The organism is Bradyrhizobium sp. UNPF46, assembly GCF_006658625.1.
In the GTDB taxonomy this organism is placed as follows: Bacteria; Pseudomonadota; Alphaproteobacteria; order Rhizobiales; family Xanthobacteraceae; genus Bradyrhizobium; species Bradyrhizobium nitroreducens.
The window spans coordinates 107,954-128,934 of record NZ_LFJB01000031.1; the positions used below are offsets into that span (position 1 = coordinate 107,954).

At 65.0% G+C, this 20,981-nt stretch carries 15 protein-coding genes and 1 pseudogene; 3 read left to right on the forward strand and 13 right to left on the reverse strand.

The window, feature by feature from the left end; all coding sequences use genetic code 11:
- Positions 1–23: 23 nt before the first annotated feature.
- Together UNPF46_RS14120 and UNPF46_RS14125 are read right to left on the reverse strand one after the other, a co-directional pair.
- Complete coding sequence (locus tag UNPF46_RS14120; RefSeq protein WP_142250409.1) at positions 24–1,439, reverse strand: efflux RND transporter periplasmic adaptor subunit; 1,416 nt, start codon at positions 1,437–1,439, stop codon at positions 24–26.
- Positions 1,429–2,880 (reverse strand): efflux transporter outer membrane subunit, encoded by a 1,452-nt coding sequence (locus UNPF46_RS14125; RefSeq protein WP_246668649.1) that lies wholly within the window; start codon positions 2,878–2,880, stop codon positions 1,429–1,431. Before UNPF46_RS14125 ends, UNPF46_RS14120 begins: the two co-directional genes overlap by 11 nt.
- Positions 2,881–3,604: 724 nt before the next feature.
- On the opposite strand from UNPF46_RS14125, the gene UNPF46_RS14130 reads away from it, so the two are divergent.
- Complete coding sequence (locus UNPF46_RS14130) at positions 3,605–4,639, forward strand: cysteine synthase A (protein ID WP_142250411.1); 1,035 nt, start codon at positions 3,605–3,607, stop codon at positions 4,637–4,639.
- A gap of 55 nt (positions 4,640–4,694) precedes the next feature.
- Here the strand turns inward: UNPF46_RS14130 and UNPF46_RS14135 are convergent, their stop codons facing one another.
- The 6 genes from UNPF46_RS14135 to UNPF46_RS14160 all read right to left on the reverse strand — a co-directional run bounded on the left by UNPF46_RS14135 (position 4,695) and on the right by UNPF46_RS14160 (position 13,889).
- Positions 4,695–6,938: an O-linked N-acetylglucosamine transferase family protein gene (locus UNPF46_RS14135; RefSeq protein ID WP_181769928.1), complete on the reverse strand. Its 2,244-nt coding sequence runs from the start codon at positions 6,936–6,938 to the stop codon at positions 4,695–4,697.
- A gap of 103 nt (positions 6,939–7,041) precedes the next feature.
- On the reverse strand, positions 7,042–9,276 hold the full coding sequence (locus UNPF46_RS14140; protein ID WP_181769929.1) for an O-linked N-acetylglucosamine transferase, SPINDLY family protein: 2,235 nt from the start codon (positions 9,274–9,276) through the stop codon (positions 7,042–7,044).
- 100 nt (positions 9,277–9,376) lie between these two features.
- On the reverse strand, positions 9,377–10,114 hold the full coding sequence (locus UNPF46_RS14145) for an amino acid ABC transporter ATP-binding protein (protein WP_100177493.1): 738 nt from the start codon (positions 10,112–10,114) through the stop codon (positions 9,377–9,379).
- 11 nt (positions 10,115–10,125) lie between these two features.
- Positions 10,126–11,646 carry an amino acid ABC transporter permease gene (locus tag UNPF46_RS14150; RefSeq protein ID WP_142250412.1) on the reverse strand — a complete coding sequence of 507 codons (1,521 nt, stop codon included), beginning with the start codon at positions 11,644–11,646 and terminating at the stop codon, positions 10,126–10,128.
- Positions 11,643–12,848 carry an amino acid ABC transporter permease gene (locus UNPF46_RS14155; RefSeq protein WP_142250413.1) on the reverse strand — a complete coding sequence of 402 codons (1,206 nt, stop codon included), beginning with the start codon at positions 12,846–12,848 and terminating at the stop codon, positions 11,643–11,645. Before UNPF46_RS14155 ends, UNPF46_RS14150 begins: the two co-directional genes overlap by 4 nt.
- A gap of 24 nt (positions 12,849–12,872) precedes the next feature.
- Positions 12,873–13,889 (reverse strand): amino acid ABC transporter substrate-binding protein, encoded by a 1,017-nt coding sequence (locus UNPF46_RS14160; RefSeq protein WP_100177496.1) that lies wholly within the window; start codon positions 13,887–13,889, stop codon positions 12,873–12,875.
- A 395-nt stretch (positions 13,890–14,284) separates the two neighbouring features.
- Here UNPF46_RS14160 and metC point away from each other — a divergent pair, with 395 nt between their 5' ends.
- Complete coding sequence (gene metC, locus UNPF46_RS14165) at positions 14,285–15,469, forward strand: cystathionine beta-lyase (RefSeq protein ID WP_142250414.1); 1,185 nt, start codon at positions 14,285–14,287, stop codon at positions 15,467–15,469.
- Between the two features lie 175 nt (positions 15,470–15,644).
- Positions 15,645–17,334 (forward strand): annotated as a pseudogene (locus UNPF46_RS14170) (Na/Pi cotransporter family protein).
- A gap of 5 nt (positions 17,335–17,339) precedes the next feature.
- Here the strand turns inward: UNPF46_RS14170 and UNPF46_RS14175 are convergent.
- From UNPF46_RS14175 to UNPF46_RS14195, 5 genes are all read right to left on the reverse strand, one after another.
- A complete protein-coding gene (locus tag UNPF46_RS14175) occupies positions 17,340–18,200 on the reverse strand; it encodes a DMT family transporter (protein ID WP_100177499.1) in 861 nt (286 codons plus the stop codon).
- Positions 18,201–18,274: 74 nt separating this feature from the next.
- Positions 18,275–18,835 carry a TetR/AcrR family transcriptional regulator gene (locus UNPF46_RS14180; protein WP_488226045.1) on the reverse strand — a complete coding sequence of 187 codons (561 nt, stop codon included), beginning with the start codon at positions 18,833–18,835 and terminating at the stop codon, positions 18,275–18,277.
- A gap of 149 nt (positions 18,836–18,984) precedes the next feature.
- Positions 18,985–19,323: a lipid-A-disaccharide synthase N-terminal domain-containing protein gene (locus UNPF46_RS14185; protein ID WP_100177500.1), complete on the reverse strand. Its 339-nt coding sequence runs from the start codon at positions 19,321–19,323 to the stop codon at positions 18,985–18,987.
- Complete coding sequence (locus UNPF46_RS14190; RefSeq protein ID WP_174718955.1) at positions 19,320–20,090, reverse strand: glycosyltransferase family 2 protein; 771 nt, start codon at positions 20,088–20,090, stop codon at positions 19,320–19,322. The genes UNPF46_RS14185 and UNPF46_RS14190 overlap by 4 nt, the downstream gene beginning before the upstream one ends.
- Before the next feature lie 44 nt (positions 20,091–20,134).
- Entirely contained in the window at positions 20,135–20,980 is an 846-nt protein-coding gene (locus UNPF46_RS14195) for a phosphatase PAP2 family protein (protein WP_142250415.1), read from the reverse strand.
- Position 20,981: the final 1 nt, after the last annotated feature.

Below are 20,981 nucleotides of genomic sequence, written 5' to 3' on the forward strand. Positions count from 1 at the left end.
GCATCAAGCGGCTGTTGTCGGGATCATGGCTGCTTGGCTCCACTGCCCGCGGCCGGTGCTGGGGAAGGTCCCGGAGCCGGCCCGGTCTGTCCCTTCTGGTCGCCCTCGCTGCCGCTCCGCTTGGCGCGGAACTCGCCAGCCCCGCCCTGCCCGTCTTTCTGGCCGTCCTTCTGACCGTCCTTGGCGCCATCCTTCTTCTGGGCGTCCGGCCCGCGGGAGCGCTTGCGCGGGGCAAGATCGGCCGACGGGGTCTGGTCGTCGCGGCCGATGATGACCTTGGAGCCGTCGGACAGATTGGCAAAGCCCGTGGTGACGACCCTGTCGCTCGCCGACAGGCCGCTGGCGATGACGGCGTCATGCTCGTTCTGCTGGGTCACCGTCACGGGCTTGGCCGAGACGATATTGTCCTCGCCGATGACATAGCTGAAGGTCCCGATCGGACCGCGCTGCACGGCCGATGTCGGCACCACCAGCGCCTGCGTCAGGGTCTCGACCTTGAGGCGGACATTGACGAACTGGCCCGGCCAGAGCTGGTAATTGGCGTTGGGGAATTCGGCCTTGAGCTTGAGCGTGCCGGTGGTCTGGTCGACCTGATTGTCGATGCCGGTGAGCTTGCCGGTGTCGATCACGGTGAGGCCGTCATTGCCGAACACGTCGACCGCGAGCGCACCCTTCGCCGCGGCGGCATTGACCCGCATGATCTGCTGCTGCGGCAGGCTGAACCACACCGCGATCGGCTGCAATTGCGTGATCACCACGAGCCCCGTGGTGTCGGAGGCGTGGATGATGTTGCCCTGGTCGACCTGGCGCAGGCCGGCGCGCCCCGAGATCGGCGCAACGATCTTGGTGTAGCTCAGCGTCGCCGCCGCGTTGTCGATGGCAGCCTGATCGGCCTTGACCAGCGCCTCGGTCTGCGCGACCAGCGCGCGCTGGGTATCGGCCTGCTGCTTGGAGCCGGCGTTGGAGGCAGCGAGCTGCTCGTAGCGCGTCAGGTCGATGCGCTGGTTGGCGAGCTGGGCCTGATCCTGCGCCTTCTTGGCGACGGCCTGATCATAAGTGGCTTGGTAGAGTGCCGGATCGATCTCGCCGAGCACGTCGCCCTTCTTGACGTCCTGGCCTTCCGTGAAGTTCACGGCGATCAGCTTGCCGTCGACCTGCGAGCGGACGGTCACGGTATTGAGCGCGCGGATCGCGCCGACGCCGTCGAGATAGACCGGAACGTCCTGCACCCGCGGGCTTGCCGCCAGCACGGGCACCGGCAGATCGAGCCGCTGGTTGTTGCGGTTGATTGCCTGCTGCTGATGCGTGACTGTCCAGCCGAGATAGAACAGGCCGCCGAGGATCGCCAGCGTGATCACGGTCATGATGAAGCCGCGGCCGCGCGACTTTCTCGCCGTCCCCTCCGTCACGCCTTGCTTGCTATCCGGCTTAAAGAGCATTGACCGGTTTCTCCATACGCGGCTCCCAGCCGCCGCCGAGCGCCTGATACAGGCTGACGATGGCGAGAAGCCGTGCGAGTTGGGCCTGCGACAGCGCATCTTCCGCCGTGAACAGGGTGAGCTGGGTGTTAAGCACGGTCACGATGTCGGCGGTGCCGGCCCGCAATTGCTGCTCGGACAGATCGAAGGCGCGCCTCGAGGCGTTGAGCACATCGTGCTGCAATTGCAGCTTGATCGTGGTCTGCCTGATCGAGAACAGCGCATTGTCGACGTCGGTGAACGCCTGGACGATGGTCTTGCGGTAGGTCTGGAGCAACTCGTCCTGCCGCGCCTTGGCGAACTCGAAATTGCCGAGGATCTTGCCGCCGTCGAAGATCGGCTGCGTCGCGCTGCCGACGAGTTGGAAGAACGCAGCATGCGGCTGGAACAGCGACACCAGCGCCGAACTCTGGTAGCCGCCGTTGCCGGTGAGCTGAATGGTCGGAAAGAACTGTGCGCGGGCATTGCCGATGTTCGCGGTCGCCGAGGCGAGCTGCGCTTCCTGCCGGCGGATGTCGGGCCGCTGTGTCAGGATCTCCGACGGCAGGCCGGGCGTGACGCGCGGGATGGCCACGTTGTTCAGCGAGCCGCCGTCGATGCGCACGCTTTCCGGCGGCCGCGACACCAGCACGGCGAGCGCATTCCTGTTCTGGTCGAGCGTCTGGCGCAGCGGCGGCACCAGGGCCTTCTGATTGGCAAGCACGCTCTCCTGCTGGGCAACGTCGAGATCGGTGCCGGTGCCGGCCTTGCGGCGTTCCCTCACGGCATCGAGGATGCGCTGCGCGCTCGCGATGTTGCGCTGTGAGGTCCGGATGCGGTCCTGCGCGGCCAGCACCTGGAAATAGGCGTTGGCGACGCTGGCGAGCGTCGTCAGCGCGACGGTGTCGCGATCGAAGCGGTTGGCGTTCGCAGTCTCCTCGGCCGTCTGCAGCGCATCGCGGTTCTGACCCCAGAAGTCGAGCTGGTAGCTCGCGCTCAGCGATGCCTGGTAGTTGACGACCTCGCGGCCACCATTGGTGAGCCCTGAAGCGGAGGAGCCGGAGGTGCGCGAATAGGTCTCCTGCCCGGTGCCGGACAAGGTCGGCAGCAGCGCCGCGCCCGCCTGCCGCGCCTGCGCGTCGGCCTGGACGATGCGCGCGACGGCGGCGGCGATGTCGAGGTTGACGGTCTGGGCCTCTTCCATCAGCTGCGTCAGCTCCCTGGACCGGAAGCCGCGCCACCAATCCAGCGACGGCGGCGCATCGCCCTTGCCGGCGTATTTGTACTGCGTGGGAACGTCGAGCGCGGGATCGGGAAGATCCTGGGTCAGCACGCAGGCACCCGACCCGGCGGCGAGGCACAACACCGCAAGCCAGCGCGCCGCGCGCAGCGTCCGGGATGCAGACCCCACAGACCGCCGCATGGCGATCGCCGGAACATGCTGTGTCACATCCACCCCCCGCCGGGCAGATCCAGCCGCCGCCGCGCAGCCGGATTAACCGATTCGCGGCGGGACGATCGGGGGGCTTTGGACAACGCGTTCACCGTGGTGATGCTTTCTGCGGAACTTCGACATTGATACTAGCCGGGTGCCGAACTGCCGGACAGTGCCGCAGTTGCGAGATGGCCAAGCCAGCGAACCTGAAACGGTTGGTCGAGAATTCAAAAGGTGCTTGTCTCGCAGATATTTCTCTCATTCTGAAAACGCCGGGAGACGTAAGCAAGCTTACCAAGATTTCATGTGATATTGCTGCCACACCGGCACCTGGGCCTTCCATCCCGCCACATTACGCTCGGCGCGGCTTCGGCTCCCGATGGCCGAGCCGTCTCACAAAACCGTCAATGGCCGAAAGGAAGCCATCCACGTTCCGGATCTCGTCTCGACCGGTCCTTGGAAAAAAGCGGTCGCGAAGTGGCTGGCGACGACCATCATCTTCCGTGCTCCGACGGAGTTCAGTCATTTCCTCCTACTGATACCCCGCCTCGCGGCCGAGCGCATCATCGCCGGTCGCGCTTTCCAAGAATATCGCTGGTCGGACAGGCGCTTCAGTCGGTTTCGCCGCAGCGCAAAAGCCTTCCCCTTTAGCGTCCCAAGCACTAGGTTCTGGCCAACCGGATCAACCCCCTTGGTAAGCGATTTCCCCGACATGACCATTCGAAACGACGTTGTCGAAGCCATCGGCAACACCCCGCTGATCAAGCTCAAGCGCGCCTCGGAACTGACCGGCTGCACCATTCTCGGCAAGGCCGAGTTCATGAACCCCGGCCAGTCGGTCAAGGACCGCGCCGGCAAATGGATGATCCTGGAGGCCGAGAAGCGCGGCGAGCTCAAGCCGGGCGGCCTCGTGGTGGAAGCGACCGCCGGCAACACCGGCATCGGCCTCGCCGTCGTCGCCAGCGCGCGCGGCTACCGCACCCTGATCGTGATCCCGGAGACGCAGAGCCAGGAGAAGAAGGACTTCCTGAAGCTGTGTGGCGCCGAGCTGATCGAGGTGCCGGCCCTTCCTTACGCCAATCCCAACAACTACCAGCATGTCGGCCGCCGTCTTGCGGACGAGCTGCGCAAGACCGAGCCGAACGGCGTGCTGTTCGCCGACCAGTGGAACAACCTCGACAATGCCAAGGCGCATTACGAATCCACGGGGCCGGAGATCTGGGAGCAGACCGGCGGCAAGATCGACGGCTTCGTCTGCTCGGTCGGCAGCGGCGGCACGCTCGCCGGTACCAGCCGCTACCTGAAGGAGAAGAACAAGAACGTGCGGATCGCCTGTGCCGACCCGCACGGCGCCGGCATGTACGAATATTTCAGGACCGGCGATGCCAAGGCGACGCCCGGCGGCTCGATCACCGAAGGCATCGGCCTCAACCGTGCGACCGCCATCGTCGAGACCGCGAAGGTGGATGACGCCTATCTCATTCCCGACGCTGAAGCTGTCAGCGTGATCTACGAGCTGCTCCAGCATGAAGGTCTCTGCCTTGGCGGCTCGACGGGCATCAACATCGTCGGTGCGATGCGTCTCGCCAAGCAACTCGGGCCTGGCAAGACGATCGTCACGGTGCTGTGCGATTCCGGCAGCCGCTATCAGTCGAAACTGTTCAACGCGGACTTCATGCGCGCCAAGAACCTGCCGGTGCCGGAATGGCTGGAGAAACGCAGCAACATCAAGCCGCCGTTCGTGTGATTGTCACGGGTCCCCTCGGGTCGCGAATTCGCATCCGCGGCCCGGCTGGTCCGGATTACGTCGCTTCGCCGCGCTCCGAAGCCGCCGCACAATAGTCGCGCCAGAATTGGCGGTAACCCGCTTCGAGCTCGCGCGTGTAGATCTCGACATTGCCGGCGGGCGAGGCTGCGATCTGGGCCGGCAAACCCGCGCGCAATTTCGCCAGATACTCGGGCTGCGACGCAAATTTGCGGGCGATCTCGACATAGCCGTCGTCATCCTCTGCGACCCAGTCGCCAAGACCGACGGCGCCCACGATGGAGGCGCCGGCACGCGAAGAGGCTCCAATGCCGAGCTTGGCAACGACGGGAACGCCCTTGTAGAGCGACTCCCAGGTGCTGATGCCCCCGTTTTGCGGGAACGTGTCGAGGGAAATGTCGATCTGATCAAAGGCCTTCAGATGATCCTCGCGCGAGGTGGTGCCGAGGCACGTGATGCGCTCCTCCGCAATGCCCTGCGCGATGAGGCGTGCGACCAGGCTGTCGCGCAGCAAGGGATCATCGAGCAAACCATGCTTGAGGACGATCTTCGATCCCGGCACCTCCCCCATGATGCGCGACCACACGCGGATCGCGTCGTCCGAGATCTTGTAGATGCGGTTGAACACGCCGAAGGTGACGTAGCCGTTGCGGAGCATCGGCAGCTCGGAAGGCTGCAGATTGGTCACCGGCTCCATCGTGATCAGGCACGGCAGATCGTGGATCTTTTCCGGAAACAAATGCCGCGCCGATGGCGGAATGAAGATGGGATCTGCGAGCACGTAATCCATGGTCGGCATGCCCGTGCCCGTCGCGTGTCCGAAGCCGGTGGCCTGGATCGGAGCCGGCTTCCGAGCGAAGCATTGCAGCCGGTTGCCCGTCGTATGGCCGGAAACGTCGATCAGGATGTCGACATTGTCGGCCTGAATACGATCGGCGAGTTCGTCGTCCGACATCTGCCAAGCGTCGACCCAGACGTCCGCCATCTGCTTGAACATGGCGGTGTACTCGTCCGCCCCCGGCCAAGAGTAATAGCAGATGATCTTGAACTTGGCGTGATCATGATGGCGCAACACGGGCAGCAAGGTGAGTCCCGCCGAGTGCTGCCGGAATTCCGCGGCGACATATCCGACCACGATTTGCTTTTCCGGATCCAGCGGCCGCTTCGGCAGCGTCCTTTGCGGAATCCTAGAGCCGATCGCATCCCACCAGGACTTTCGTACAGCCTGCTGGACCGCGAAATCCGCCTCCGCAAGGTAGTCCAGCAGGAAGATCTTGCCTCTGATCGCGTCGCCATAGTCCGGTCGGAGCGCCAGCGCACGATCGAGATATTCGATCGCAGATTCCATCTCTCCCTGGTTCGAATAAGCGAAGCCCAGCAGCGCCAACCCGATCTCGGAGCGCGGGTTGCGCTCGATCAAGGTCGTCGCGGCCGCCATCGCCTGCGCGGTCTTTCCCATGACGAGGCAGACTTGCGCCTTGCCCCGCAGCGCCAGTTCGAGCTTGGGCGAAATCGCAAGCGCCGCATCGAAATCCGCAAGGGCCTCGTGCAGGCGCTGCAGCTCGTAGCTGAGCCGCCCGCGCTGCGCCAGGATGCGCGGCGCGCCCGGCTTGATCGCGAGCGCCTGGGCGAACTTGGCTGCGGCCTCCTCGTGGTGCCGCAGCTCCATGCTGACCATGCCGCTGCCGACGATGGCCTCGGCGTGACGCGGCTGAAACAGCAAGGCGCGATCGAAACTCTCCTTGGCGCGCGTGATCTGCCCGAGCACGATCTCGACCATGCCCCGATTGCAGAGCGCGTCGGCATAATCCGGTTTGATCTTGATGGCACGTTCGTGCATCTCGAGCGCCTGCTCGTACAGCCCCATATGCATCAGCGTGTTGCCGAGATTCGTCAGCGCAACGGCGAAATTCGGCTTCAGCGCGATCGCCCTCTCCTGGCAGCGCCGTGCCTCTTCGTAGTTGCCGAGGTCGAAGTACACGGTCGCGAGGTTGTTATGGGCATCGTGCAGGCGCGGATCGAGTGCAATCACGCGCTCGATCAGCTCTTTCGCCTCCTCAAGGCGCCGGCCATCATGGGCGCACATGCCAAGCAGGTGCAGGGCGTCGACATGATCCGGAAGGGCTTTCAGGATCTCCCGGCACAGCGCCTCGGTCTCGGTGTATCGGCCCTGGCCATAGGCGTTCGCCGCAGCGGCCATCACGGCGTCGGCCTGCTTCATCAATTTCTTCTGCAATCGCGCGTTCTGGAATGCACGCGCGCCGCCGCCGCTCTTCTGCAAGGTGATCTCTCCGGAGGATGCCCTCGCAAGAGTCTAACTGATTCGCGAGCCTCGCCGACCGCCACCGGCCCCGGGGTTTTCCGGGGCTCGGCGCAACATCCGGCTACGGCTCCATGCCCGAAGCGTCGGCACAATGGTCGTGCCAGAACCGGCGATAGGCCGCCTCGACCTCTCGGGTGTACCGTTCGACATTGCCGGCGGGCGAGGCCGCGATCCGGGCCGGCAGCTCCGCGCGCAACCTCGCCAGATGCGCGGGCTGCGCCGCGTATCTGCTCGCGATCGCGGCATAGCCGTCGTCATCCTCGGCGACCCAGTCGTCCAGGCCCACCGCCGCCACGATCGAGCCGCCGGCGCGCGAGGAGGCGCCGAGGCCGAGCTTGGCGACGACCGGAACGCCCGCATAGAGGGATTCCCAGGTGCTGATGCCGCCATTCTGCGGGAACGGGTCGAGGGAAATATCGACCTTGGCAAACGCCAACAGATGGTCATGGCGCGAGGTCAAGCCCAGGCAGGTGATATTATCTTCGGCGACGCCATGGGCCACAAACCGCGCGATCAGGCCATCACGCAGAAGGGGATCGTCGAGCAGCCCGTGCTTGATGATGATCTTCGAGCCAGCCACCTCGCACATCACCTTCGACCACACCCGGATCGCCTCATCGGAGATCTTGTAGATGCGGTTGAAGACGCCGAAGGTCACGTGACCGTTGCGGAGCATGGGGAGCTCCGAGGGCGGAACATCCCGGATGGGATCGATCGTGATCAGGCACGGCAGATCATGGACCTTCTCGGCCAGCAAGGGACGCGCCGAAGGCGGAATGAAGATGGGATCTGCGAGCACGTAGTCCATGGTCTGAAGGCCCGTGCCCGTGGCATGTCCGAAGCCCGTGACCTGGATCGGGGCCGGCTTGCGGGCGAATACGCCAAGCCTGTTGCCGGCTGTATGCCCGGATACGTCGATCAGAATATCGATCCTGTCGGCCTGGATGCGATCGGCCAGCTCGTCGTCCGAAAGCTGTGCGGCCTCCACCCAGACGTCCGCCAGAGGCTTGAACCGCTCCGTGACCTCGTCCTGCAACGGCCAACAGGAATAACAGACGATCTCGAACCTCGAATGATCGTGGTGACGCAGCACCGGCAACAGCGCGAACGCTGCCGAATGGTTCCTGAATTCCGACGCGACATAGCCGACGACGATCCGCCGGTCCGGGTCGAGCTGCCGGGGCGGCAATGTCCGTTGCGGCAGTCTGGCGCCGATCGCCTCCCACCAGGATTTTCGGGCCGCCTGCTGGACCGCGAAATCAGCCTCCGGCCAATAATCCAGGATGAAGATCTTGCGTGCGATGGCATCCGCATAATCCGGCGAGATCTCGAGCGCCGCGTCGAGATGCTCGAGCGCCGTCGCGACATCTCCCTGGTTGGCATAGCAGGCGCCGAGAAGCACGATGGCGTAGTCGGATCGCGGATGGTCCTCGAGCAGGGTCGTGACGGCCGCGATCGCCTGCGTCGTGTTGCCCAACAGAAGGTTGACTTGCGCTTTCCCGCGGAGCGCGAGCTCGAGCCGCGGCGATTGCGCCAGCGCCGCGTCGAAGTCCGCCGCCGCCTGCTCCAGCCGGTAGAGATCGAAGTTGAGCCGTCCGCGCTGCGCCAGAATCCGCGGAGAGCCCGGCTTGATCGCGAGCCCTGCTGCGAGGGCAGCTTCCGCCTCCTCGTAGTGCCGGAGCTCGATGCATACCATGCCCTTGCCGGCGAGCGCCTCGGCGTGCCGCGGCTGGAATGCGAGGGCGCGGTCGAAACTCTCCTTGGCTGGCTCGGGCCGGCCGATCATCAGCTCCGCCATGCCGCGGTTGCAGAATGCATCGGCATAGTCCGGCCGCAGCCGGATGGCGCGTTCGTGAACTCCGATCGCCTGCTCGCCGAGGCCGATGTTGAGCAGCGTATTGCCGAGATTGGTCAGGGTGATCGGACAATTCGGCTTCAGCGCAATGGCCTTCTCCTGGCTTGCGCGGGCGTCCTGGAATTTCTGGAGATCGAAATACACGGCGCCGAGATTGCCATGGGCATCGGGCGAACGCGGATCGAGCGCGATCGCGCGTTCGAACAGCTGCTGCGCCTCCTCCAGCCGCCCGCACTCATAGGCGCGCAGGCCGAGCAGGTGCGTGGCGTGGAAATGATCCGGAACCTCCTTCAGGATCTCGCGGCAGAGCGTCTCGGCCTCGGCAACTCTGCCCTGCCCGAGCGCCTCGATCGCGAAGGACATGACGGCGTCCGCCTGCTTCCTCAACTTCTTCTGCAATCGCGCATTCTGGTACGCGCGCGCGCCGACACTGCTCTGCAAGGTCTCTCTCCGGGGAATCGCCCGAAAAGAGGCAAAGCTGATTCGCTGGTGCCAGGCTGGCGGCTCGGTCAGGCCGGCGTAGCCCCCGGATTGCAGCTGCTCAGCGCAGGATCTGGCTCAGGAACAGTTTCGTGCGGGCATGCTGGGGCGCCGCAAAGAATTCGTTCGGAGTGTTGGCCTCGATGATCTGGCCGGCGTCCATGAACACGACGCGGTTGGCGACCTCGCGGGCAAAGCCCATCTCGTGGGTGACGACCAGCATGGTCATGCCCTCCTCGGCGAGGTCCACCATGGTGTCCAGCACCTCCTTGACCATCTCGGGATCGAGCGCCGAGGTCGGCTCGTCGAACAGCATGACCTTCGGGTTCATCGTCAGGGCCCGCGCGATCGCGACGCGCTGCTGCTGGCCGCCGGACATCTGCCCCGGAAACTTGTTGGCCTGGTGCGGGATCTTGACCCGCTCCAGGAATTTCATCGCCGCCGCCTCGGCATCCTTCTTCGGGATGTTGCGCACCCAGATCGGCGCCAGCGTGCAATTGTCGAGCACGGTGAGATGCGGAAACAGGTTGAAGCTCTGGAACACCATGCCGACCTCGCGGCGGACTGCGTCGACATGCTTGAGGTTGGGCCCGAGCTCGATGCCGTCGACGACGATCTCGCCCTCCTGGAATTCCTCGAGCGCGTTGATGCAGCGGATCAGCGTCGACTTGCCGGAGCCGGAGGGCCCGCAGATGACGATGCGCTCGCCCTTGCGGACATCGAGGTCGATGTCGCGCAACACGTGAAAGTCGCCGTACCATTTGTTGAGTCCGGAAATCTTGACGATGGGGTCGGACATGGGGACCTCGATCAGTTGCGACGATGGGCGTTGAGGCGGTGCTCGACGAACAGCGAGTAGCGCGACATTCCAAAGCAGAAGATGAAGTAGATAATCCCGGCAAAGGCGAAGCCGGTGAACGCGGTCGAGGGCGTCGACCATTTCGGGTCCGAGAACGATGCCCTGAGCGAGCCCAGCAGATCGAACAGCGCCACGATCGAGACCAGCGACGTGTCCTTGAACAGCGAGATGAAGCTGTTGACGAGATTCGGAATGACGTGGCGCAGGGCCTGCGGCAGCACGATCAGCGAGGTCGTCTTCCACCAGGACAGCCCCAGGGCCGCCGCCGCCTCGCCCTGCCCGCGCTGGATCGCAGCAAGCCCGCCGCGGACGTTCTCGGCCTGGTAGGCGCCCGTGAACAGCGCGATGCCGATCAGCGCGCGGACGAGGCCGTCGACGGTGAAATTGCCCGGCAGGAACAGCGGCAGCATGTAGGTGGCGAAGAACAGCACGGTGATCAGCGGCACGCCGCGCCAGAACTCGATGAAGGCGATCGAGAAGATCCGGATCAGGGGAATGGTGGAGCGGCGGCCGAGCGCCAGCGCAATGCCGATCGGCAGCGAGGTGACGATGCCGGTGACGGAGACCACCAGCGTCACCAGCAGGCCGCCCCACAAATTCGTCGCCACGACCGGCAGGCCGCCGCTATCGAGCCCCATCAGCTTGATCACGGCGGCGATGGCGACGAAGGCAACGATGCTGGAGGCAAGAGCGCGCCAACCTGTGCGCAAGCCGCCGCCGAGGCCGAAGGCGATCAGGGAGACGATCACGGCCGTGACGGCGAAATCGGCCCAGACCGATTGACCCGCTGCCTGGATCTGATCGCGCAGCCAGGTCAGCGGCAGGATCAGCCAATGGATCGCCGTGCCGATCAGCACGACGAAATTCCCGACCACCCACAACAGCGGTCCGACGGCCGACGTCTTGCTGAGATCGAGCAGGGCCTGCCCGGCACCGATGATGCTGTCGTCGAACAATTCCAGCAGACCGGCCGTCCAGCTGAGGCCAAAGCCCTTGATGCCGCCGCCGTGCAGCAGGAAGAACGCGACCACAGGAAAGGCGACGAAGAACAGGCTGGCGTTCAGTCCCTTCGCCGGCAGACGCGGCACGAGCAGCGGCACCAGCAGGACCACCGCGAGGACGAATGTGAGGTTGACCCGCCAGCGCTCGGCCTCGGGATAGAAGCCGTAGATCAATTGCGGCAGCTTGGCCTGGATGTAGGGCCAGCAGGCGCCGACCGCAAAGCCGGCATTCTCCGTGAGGCATGCCGCGCGGTCCTTGCCGCTCCAGACCGCATCGACCATCAGGAACCTGACCGAGGGAACGATGGTGAACCACAGCAGCAGGGCGCCCAGGACGGTGAGCAGGATGTTGGTCGGCGAGTTGAACAGTCGCGTGCGCATCAGCCCGACGAAGCCCGTGGTCTTCACCGGCGCGGGACGCTCGGCGAGAAGGTCCCGGCGGACGAAGCTGCTCGAGGCGATATCGCTCATGCGCCCAGACTCCGGCTGACGCGCCAACCGTAGACGCTCATGATCGCGCTGGTGAGCAGCGAGATCAGGAGATAGATGCCCATCGTCATGGCGATGATCTCGATCGCCTGCCCGGTCTGGCTCAGCGACGTGCCGGCGAACACCGAGACGAGGTCGGGATAGCCGATCGCGACCGCCAGCGACGAGTTCTTGGTGAGATTGAGGTACTGGTTGGTCAACGGCGGCACGATGACGCGCATGGCCTGCGGCACGACGACCAGCCGGAGCGTGGCACCGCGGCTGAGACCGAGCGAGGCCCCTGCCTCCATCTGCCCCTTGTGGACCGACAGGATTCCGGCGCGCACGATCTCGGCGATGAAGGCAGCGGTATAGGTCGACAGCGCCAGCGTCAGCGCCACGAATTCCGGGATGATCCGGGAGCCGCCGGCGAAGTTGAAACCCTTGAGCTGGGGAAGCTCGAAGGTGAACGGCAAGCCGAACACCAGCATGGTGGCGAGCGGCAGGCCAACGAGCAGACCCAGCACATAGGGCCAGATCCGGATCACCTGCCCCCGCTGAAACAACGCGCGCCGGGCATGAAAGCGCAGGACCAGCGCAGCGACGATGCCGAACGCCAGCACCACCAGGAATGGCGCCAGGCCGCTGCCGCCGATCGGGCTTGGAATGACGAGGCCGCGATTGCTGATGAAGGCGATCCCGAGCAGTGAGATGCTCTGGCGCGGATTGGGCAAGGCCGCGAGAACCGCGAGGTACCAGAACAAGATCTGGAACAGCACCGGCAGGTTACGGATGATCTCGACATAGATCTCGCCGACACGCGACAACAGCCAGTTTGGCGACAGCCGGCACAGCGCGACGATGAAGCCGATCAGCGTGGCGAAGACGATGCCCACCACCGAGACCACGAGCGTGTTCAGCAGCCCCACCACGAACACGCGCAGGAACGTGTCCGACCCGGTATAGGAGATCAGGGTCTGGTTGACGTCGAAGCCGGCATTGTTCCTGAGGAAGCCGAAGCCGGCCGCGATATGCTGGTTTTCGAGGTTGGCGCGGGCATTGGAGACGATCTCATAGCCGATCCAGCCCAGGATCGCCGCGAAGGCAAGCTGGACGGCGACGCCGTTCCAGCCTGCCTTGCCGCCCAGAATGCGCCTGATCTTCAGCGCGATCTGGGGCGGCGGTTTTCGGGCCTCGGTGCTCATGCCGCCGCCAGCGGATCAGGGCGATCAGCGGATCGGCGGCGCGTACTGGAGACCGCCCTTGTTCCAGAGATTGTTGAGACCGCGGTTGATGCCGAGCGGCGAGCCCGCGCCGACATTGCGATCGAACACTTCGCCGTAATTGCCGACCGCCTTCACGATCCGCACCACCCAGTCCTTGGTCAGGCCGAGCTGTTCGCCGAAATTGCCGTCGGTGCCGAGGACGCGCTTCAATTCGGGATTTTCCAGCTTCGCCTTCTCGTCGACGTTCTTCGAGGTCACGCCGAGCTCTTCGGCGGTGAGCATCGCGAACAGCGTCCATTTCACGATGTCGAACCACTGGTCGTCGCCATGGCGCACCATCGGGCCAAGCGGCTCCTTCGAGATGATCTCGGGCAGCACCATGTGGTCGTTGGGATTGGCGAGCTTCAGGCGGTTGGCGTAGAGGCCGGACTGGTCGGTGGTGAAGACGTCGCAGCGCCCGGCTTCATAGGCCTTGACGGTCTCGTCGTTGGTGCCGAACGCGATCACCTCGTACTTCATGTTGTTGGCCTTGAAGTAGTCGGCGAGATTCTGCTCGGTAGTGGTGCCGGTCTGCACGCAGACCGAGGCGCTGTTGAGCTCGAGCGCCGAATTCACCTTGAGCGACTTCTTCACCATGAAGCCCTGCCCGTCATAATAGGTCACGCCGGTGAAGTTGGCGCCGAGCGAGGTATCGCGCGAGATGGTCCAGGTGGTGTTGCGCGAGAGCACGTCGATCTCGCCGGATTGCAGCGCGGTGAAGCGGTCCTTGGCGGACAGCGGCACGTACTTGACCTTGCTCGGATCGTTGAAGATCGCGCCGGCGATTGCCTTGCAGACGTCGACGTCGAGGCCGGTCCAGTTGCCCTTGTCGTCGGGCGAGGAGAAGCCCGGCAGGCCCTGGCTGACGCCGCAGGACAGCATGCCCCGGTCCTTGACGGTCTTGAGCGTTTGCGCATCGGCGGCTTGGGCGGAGAGGCCGGCGGCGATAGCAAGGGTGAGAGCCAGGGTTACGCGTTTCATGGGCTTTGGGCCTTTCAAAGTCATCTCAAGGAACGTTGTCTCAGGATCATCCCTGCCGGGCCAGGCGTATGGGCGCCAGCCCTGCAAGAGTCATGCTGAAAAACCTTGCCGAACACTCGCCGATCCCGAGAGGCCATACCTTAATCCCCGCCGCTGGCGCCCGCCCTCTTGTTTTGGCTGTGGCGCAAGGTTCGGTCAGACGATGGATCGAAGGTCGCGGCAGGCCCCTCAACATGCGGCGACTGAATAGCACCTGCGCATCACAGAACGACTGGCGTGCCGGGTCAAGGGGTTGACGGGACTCTTCTGTGTTCTGTTATTAACGACAACGGCCATCGGCCGGCCTGCAGGGCGCCTTCCGCGTCCGGCGCAAACGCGGTTTTGAAAGCAGACGCATGGATTCCTCGCACCCCCAAGAGCAGCACGCCGAAACCCGCCTGGTCACCTCGGGCCGCGACACCAAGGCGCAGAAGGGGTTCGTCAATCCGCCGGTGTTCCATGGCTCGACCGTACTCTATCCGACCGCCGAGGACCTGCACGCCCATCGCGGCGAGTTCACCTACGGCCGCCACGGTTCCCCCACCACCAAGGCGTTCCAGGAGACGCTGATGGCGCTGGAGGGGCCGCAATGCGCCGGCGTCGGCATCGTCCCCTCGGGGCTGTCGGCCATCTCCACCACCCTGCTCTCCGTCCTGAAGACGGGCGACCACATTCTGGTCGTCGACAACATCTACCGGCCCTCGCGCAATTTCTGCAACGGCATGCTCGCCCGCTACGGCGTCGAGACCACCTATTTCGACCCGCTGATCGGCGCCGGCATCGACAAGCTGTTCAAACCGAACACCCGCGCGGTGCTGGTGGAGGCGCCGGGCTCACAGTCATTCGAGATGCCGGACATTCGCGCCATCGCCGCCGTCGCGCATGCGCGCGGCGCGCTCGTCATCGACGACAACACCTGGGCGACGCCGCTCTATCACCGCTCGCTTGAACAGGGCGTCGACATCAGCATGCAGGCCGCCACTAAATATATCGGCGGCCATTCCGACATCATGTTCGGCACCATCTCCGCCAATGCCAAGACCTGGCCGACAGTCGCCGAAGGCATCCGTCTGCTCGGCGTCTGCGCCGGTCCCGACGACGTCTTTCTCGCGCTCCGCGGCCTGCGCACGCTGTCGGTACGGCTGGCGCAGCATCATCGCTCCGGCCTCGACATGGCGCGCTGGCTCGCTGCTAGACCCGAGGTCGCACGCGTGCTGCATCCGGGCCTGGAGACCGATCCCGGTCACGCCATCTGGAAGCGCGACTTCACCGGCGCATCCGGCCTGTTCAGCATCGTGCTGAAGCCGGCGCCGCAGAAGGCCGTCGACACCATGCTCAACACGCTCAAGCTGTTCGGCATGGGCTTCTCCTGGGGCGGCTTCGAGAGCCTTGCGATTCCCTTCGATTGCGACGCCTATCGCACGGCGACCAAGTGGTCGCCGGGTGGCCCGACCCTGCGCCTGCACATCGGGCTCGAGAGCACCGACGACCTCAAGGCCGACCTCGATCGCGGCTTTGCTGCCCTCAAAGCGGCAATGTGAGCCTGCTCACAGGGCATTGCGCCTGCGCACGCGCCACCGCGCGCCCGGGGACGCGCGTGTGCGCCGGGGGAACGTGAGCCACCTGTAGACGTTAACGCCGACGCGCCAACAAAAGGTTTGATCCTCAAGCATTTGGCGCTAGCCTCACCAATCGACTCTCGTCCGGACACGGAGCATGGGAACGTTGGTACTGCTCGATCTGATGGGCGGCGTGGCGCTGTTGCTGTGGGGCCTGCACATGGTCCACAGCGGGATTCTGCGCGCCTTCGGTCCCGACCTCAGGCGGCTGCTCGGCAAGGCGCTGAGCAACCGCGTCAGCGCCTTCGCCGCCGGCCTCGGGCTCACCGCCCTGCTCCAGAGCAGCACGGCGACCGCCCTGATCACCAGCTCGTTCGCGGCAGAGGGTCTTGTCAGCCTCGCCGCCGCGCTCGCCATCATGCTCGGGGCCAATGTCGGCACGACGCTGATCGTGCAGGTGCTGTCGTTCAACATCGCGGCCGTTGCGCCGGTCCTCTTCGTGCTCGGCCTCGTCGCGTTCCGCTCCGGCCCGCGCTCGCGGATCAAGGACATCGGCCGCGTCTGCATCGGCCTCGGCCTGATGCTGCTCTCGCTGCACATCCTGCTCGACACGCTGGCGCCGGCCGAGAACGCGCCTGGCGTGCGCGTCGTGATGTCGGCCATCACGGGCGATCCGGTCCTGTGCATCGTCATCGCCGCCCTCGTCACCTGGGCCGTGCATTCGAGCGTCGCCAGCGTGCTCTTGATCATGTCGCTGGCCTATTCGCAGTTCATCACGCCCTACGCGGCGCTGGCGCTGGTGCTCGGGGCCAATCTCGGCAGCGCCATCAATCCGGTGTTCGAGGGCGCCAAGCGCGACGATCCCGCGAGCTATCGCCTGCCGGTCGGCAATCTCGTCAACCGCGTCGTCGGGATTGCGCTCGTCCTGCCCTTCCTGAGCACCATCGCCGAGCACATGCATGCCTGGCAGCCCGATCTCGCCAGGATGACGGCAGCTTTCCACATCGCCTTCAATGTCGGCACCGCCGTCGTCTTCATCGGCCTGCTCGACACCATGTCGCGCCTGCTCACCCGCCTCTTGCCGGATCGTGCAGGAGGCCGACCCGGCCCGGCCGCGCTATCTCGACGAGACCGCGCTGGAAACACCGTCGCTGGCGCTCGCCGACGCCGCCCGCGAGACGCTGCGCATGGGCGATCTCGTCGAGGTCATGCTGCGCAAGGTGATGGCCGCGATGATGACGGGCGACCGTGCGCTGGTCGACCAGGTCTCGAAGATGGACAATCTCGTCGACGGTCTCGACGAGGCCATCAAGCTTTACGTGACCCAGCTGATGCGGGGCAGCCTCGACGAGAGCGAAGGACGGCGCGCGATGGAGATCATCTCCTTCGCCATCAACCTCGAGCATATCGGCGACATCATCGACAAGAGCCTGAGCGAGCTCGCCACCAAGAAGATCAAGCGGCGCTTCCAGTTCTCGGCGGAAGGGGCCGACGAGCTCGCTGCCTTCCACAAGCGCACGATGGACTCGCTGCGGATCGCGTTCGGCGTGTTCATGTCGGGCGATGCCAACGAGGCGCGCAAGCTGCTGGTGGAGAAGACGGCGCTGCGCAACACCGAGCTCGCCGCGGTGGAGCGGCATCTCGATCGCCTGCGCGAGGGCCGTCCCGAAACCATCGAAACCACCTCACTGCATCTCGACGTGCTGCGTGACCTCAGGCGCATCCATTCGCACATCTGCTCGGTCGCCTACCCCGTGCTGGATGCGGCCGGCGTGCCTTATCGCCGGACCGAGGCGGAGACGGCCGCCGTGCCCGCATCTGGCACGGCCTCGGCAATGCCGCGCTGAGGCAATCAAGCCGGCCGCGTGCGCGGCTTGATCTGCGTGAGCGCGACACCGGAGATCGCAAGCAGCCCGCCGACGATCAGCTTCGGCGTCATGCGCTCGCCCAGGAACAACACGCTCGACATCAGCGCAAACACCGGGAGCAGCAGGCCGAAGGGGGCGACGCGCCCCATCGAGCAGCGAGCGATCAGCCAGAACCACAGGCTGAACCCGACGATACCGCCGATGAAGATCGTGTAGGCGAGCGCCAGCCAGCCACGTCCGTCTGCGGTGACGAGGCTCGCCATCTGCCCGTATTCGAGCAGCAACGACATCACCAAGACTTGCGGGACGGTGAGTAACGACGACCAGCCCATCAACATCAGGGGATCGAACGGCCCATAACGCTTCGTCAGGACATTGGACACCGCGAACGCGAATGCTGCCCCGACCACGAGCAGCAACGGCAACGCATCTCCCGAAAGCCCGGGCCCTGCCGCCAGCACGACGACGCCGACGAAGGCCAGCACCACGCCGCCCGACGTGACGAGAGACGGCCTCTCCGCGAGCAGCGGCCAGGCCAGCAGCACGGTGAAGGGCGTGGCGAGTTGATAGGCAACGGCCGACATGCTGCCCGAGCCGAGCCCAAGACCGACATAGAACAGTCCGAAGTTCAGCCCGCCCAGGAACAGCGAAATCGCCGTGATCGGCCCAAGCTGCTGACGCGTGGGCCTTGCGACGAACGGTACCAGCAGCAGGGCGATGACCAGGAAGCGCAGCGCGAGAAAGAACAGCGGCGGAAACTCGCTCACGCCGACCTTGATCGCGACGAACTGGTAGCCCCAGAGCAAGGGAACGGCGACGGCGCAGACGATCTGGATGGCAGACATCGCTTTCAGCTCCCTTCAAGACCAAACAGTCCAGATATAGACGCGCCAAGGAACGGACGCGTCCATGAAATTGCTCATCTGATGAAGCAATCGAGAAGCGCATCGGCAGTCGCTTGCGACGCGGCCCGTGCCGGCGCCGTCTTGCCGGTCACTCGCAGCCCTTCGACGAAGCAAACGAGAATGCGCGCGGCGCTCGCGGGCTCGACACCATCGGCCAGCTTCCCCGCTGCCTTCGCGCGGGAGAGCGCATCCGCCACCCTGCCCTCCATCGCCTTGAAGAAGCTCGCGACGCGACGGCAGACTTCCGCATCCTTGCCGGCCAGTTCCATGGCGGTGGCCACCAACAGGCAGCCGCGCCGGCCATTGGCCCCGCTGGTACGCTCGACATAGCCGGCAAGATGAGTCCTGAGGCCGTCGACCGGGTCTTTGCGCGGGTCGAACTCGAAGTCAATCCGCGCCAGGGCATCGGCAATGTAGCGATCAAGCGCACGCAGGAAGAGCGAATGCTTGTCGCCGAATGCCGCATAAAGGCTGCCGCGCGAGAGTTTCGTCGCCCGAAGCAGGTCCGGCAGCGCCGTGCCGTGATAGCCGCGCGACCAGAACACATCCATCGCACGCTCGACCGCAGCCTCCACGTCGAAAGCTCGGGGCCGCCCGCGGGGCAATTGCACTCGGGATTGCTGGTGCATGCCTATATATGAACCGATCGGTCTTTAAATGGCAAGCATCATTCTTGGAGCAGGTTCGAGAGGATCTTGGGAGGCCTGCGTTTTGCTACCGCGGCTCAACGATCCAGCGTCTTCGAGGCCTTGCCGCGGTTCTTGAGGATCAGCATGATGTTGCGGATGTAGATCACCGTCGCCAGCGATTGTCCGAGGATGATGACCGGCTCGCGCTTCACGACGCCGTAGACCAGCGTCATCAGGCCGCCGCCCATCGAGCAGAACCAGAAAGCCATCGGCACCACGCTGTTGCCGGCGCGCTCGCTCGCGATCCACTGCACCAGGAAGCGCGCCGTGAAGAACAGCTGCGCGACGAGGCCGAATGCCAGCCAGAAATCGAACTTGGCGACGAAGACGTCGTAGAGATAGTTGCTCAGCGCCTGACCGTATTGGATGATCATGCGTTCACCTCGGTCACTTCTGGCGTCGGCTTCTTGCGGCGGATCAGCCACCACACGCCGACAAGATCCATGATTCCGATCCACAGCCGGTCGAAGAAGCCGTAGTTCGAGACGCCGGAATGGCGCGGCCGGTCGATCACGTCGACATAGGCGATGTCGTAGCCTTCGCGGCGGACCAGCGCCGGCAGGAAGCGATGCAGCCCGTCGAAATAGGGCATCATCAGGAAGACCTCGCGCCGGAATGCCTTCAGCCCGCAGCCGGTATCCCGCGTGCCGTCCTTCAGGATGGCGTTACGGACGCCGTTCGCCACGCGCGACTGGAATTTCTTGAAGCCGGTGTCCTTGCGTCCCACACGCTGCCCCGCTGCGAGGCCGACGCGCCCTGCTCCCTTCTCGACCGCGGAGATCAGGTCGGGCAGAAAGGCCGGATTGTTCTGGCCGTCGCCGTCGAGGGTCGCCACGATCACCCCGCGCGCGGCGCGCACGCCGCTGCGCACGGCCGCGGATTGGCCGCCCGATCGGGCATGGCGGAGCTGACGCAGATTGCTCCGCTGCGCCATGATGGCCGCAAGCCGTTCGCCGGTTGCATCGGTCGAGCCGTCGTTGACGTAGATGATCTCATAAGCCCAGCGCCCATCGAGTGCCGCGTCGATCTCCGCGATCAGCGGCGCGATGTTGTCGGCTTCGTTGCGCACGGGAACGACGATGGAAACCGAAGGCGGGGAAACCGGCTGGGACGTCGACAAATCAAGGCTCGTGGTTGGCATTGGCCTGCCCCTGGGGAACCAAGGGCCCCGGCAGGCAGCCGCTTTTATGGGGCGGATGCCCCGTGGGCAACCCTTTTGAGGCGGCCCGAGACCGCGCCCGGAAGCGGCACGATGGTGCCGTCGGCACGGATGGCAAAGCCGAGCCGCCTAGCCGCGAACCAGTAGCGGACCGCCATGGCGCCGACCATGCCGACCAGGGCGCCGGCCACGACGTCGCTCGGGTGATGCGCAACCAGCACCAGCCGCGTCAGCAAGATCACGATTGCGTAAGTGAACATGAACACGCGCAGGCGCGGCCACAATGCCGATACCGCAAACGCCAGGGCGAACGCTGCCACGGCATGGCCCGACGGCAGACTGGCATAGGCCCCGGATCCCTCGAACGGTACGAAGTTGAACGGATTGGGCTTGCCACCGACGAACGGACGTCCGCGGCCGATGACATATTTCAAGATCTCGGCAACGAATGCCGATACGGCAATCGACAGAAACACGAACTGCAGCCGCGTGCCGAGCCCGAGCAGCAGCGCGCGCCGTGTGCCGTGCAGCCCTGCCGCAACGAGCGCCAGCACCACAAGCGCAGCTCCCAGCGCGATGAGCAGATACTCGTCCTTGCCGAAATCGGTGAGGATGCGGATCGGCCACAGGCTCGGCGTGCCGCGCGCCGGCATCAGCTGGATCTCGGTCTGGTCGAAGGCGACCATCAGCACGATGACGAGGGCCGCACCCGCCGCGCTGAGCCACAGTGAATGCCGCGCCAGCTTTCGGGCGGCCTCGGCGCGGCGCGAATGCGAGGGCGTGCGAAGCAGCTGCGCCAGCGCGCGGCGCGACACGGCGAGCAATTGCGCAGGATAGCCCGGACGCGGGGCGGGTCTGCTCAAGGCCGACATT

Bases quoted from the DNA above. Each gene is read 5' to 3' on its own strand.
- UNPF46_RS14120 (WP_142250409.1), bottom strand. From the start codon at position 1,439: ATGCTCTTTAAGCCGGATAGCAAGCAAGGCGTGACGGAGGGGACGGCG.
- UNPF46_RS14125 (WP_246668649.1), bottom strand. From the start codon at position 2,880: ATGCGGCGGTCTGTGGGGTCTGCATCCCGGACGCTGCGCGCGGCGCGC.
- UNPF46_RS14130 (WP_142250411.1), top strand. From the start codon at position 3,605: ATGACCATTCGAAACGACGTTGTCGAAGCCATCGGCAACACCCCGCTG.
- UNPF46_RS14145 (WP_100177493.1), bottom strand. From the start codon at position 10,114: ATGTCCGACCCCATCGTCAAGATTTCCGGACTCAACAAATGGTACGGC.
- UNPF46_RS14150 (WP_142250412.1), bottom strand. From the start codon at position 11,646: ATGAGCGATATCGCCTCGAGCAGCTTCGTCCGCCGGGACCTTCTCGCC.
- UNPF46_RS14155 (WP_142250413.1), bottom strand. From the start codon at position 12,848: ATGAGCACCGAGGCCCGAAAACCGCCGCCCCAGATCGCGCTGAAGATC.
- UNPF46_RS14160 (WP_100177496.1), bottom strand. From the start codon at position 13,889: ATGAAACGCGTAACCCTGGCTCTCACCCTTGCTATCGCCGCCGGCCTC.
- metC (WP_142250414.1), top strand. From the start codon at position 14,285: ATGGATTCCTCGCACCCCCAAGAGCAGCACGCCGAAACCCGCCTGGTC.
- UNPF46_RS14175 (WP_100177499.1), bottom strand. From the start codon at position 18,200: ATGTCTGCCATCCAGATCGTCTGCGCCGTCGCCGTTCCCTTGCTCTGG.
- UNPF46_RS14185 (WP_100177500.1), bottom strand. From the start codon at position 19,323: ATGATCATCCAATACGGTCAGGCGCTGAGCAACTATCTCTACGACGTC.
- UNPF46_RS14190 (WP_174718955.1), bottom strand. From the start codon at position 20,090: ATGCCAACCACGAGCCTTGATTTGTCGACGTCCCAGCCGGTTTCCCCG.
- UNPF46_RS14195 (WP_142250415.1), bottom strand. From the start codon at position 20,980: ATGTCGGCCTTGAGCAGACCCGCCCCGCGTCCGGGCTATCCTGCGCAA.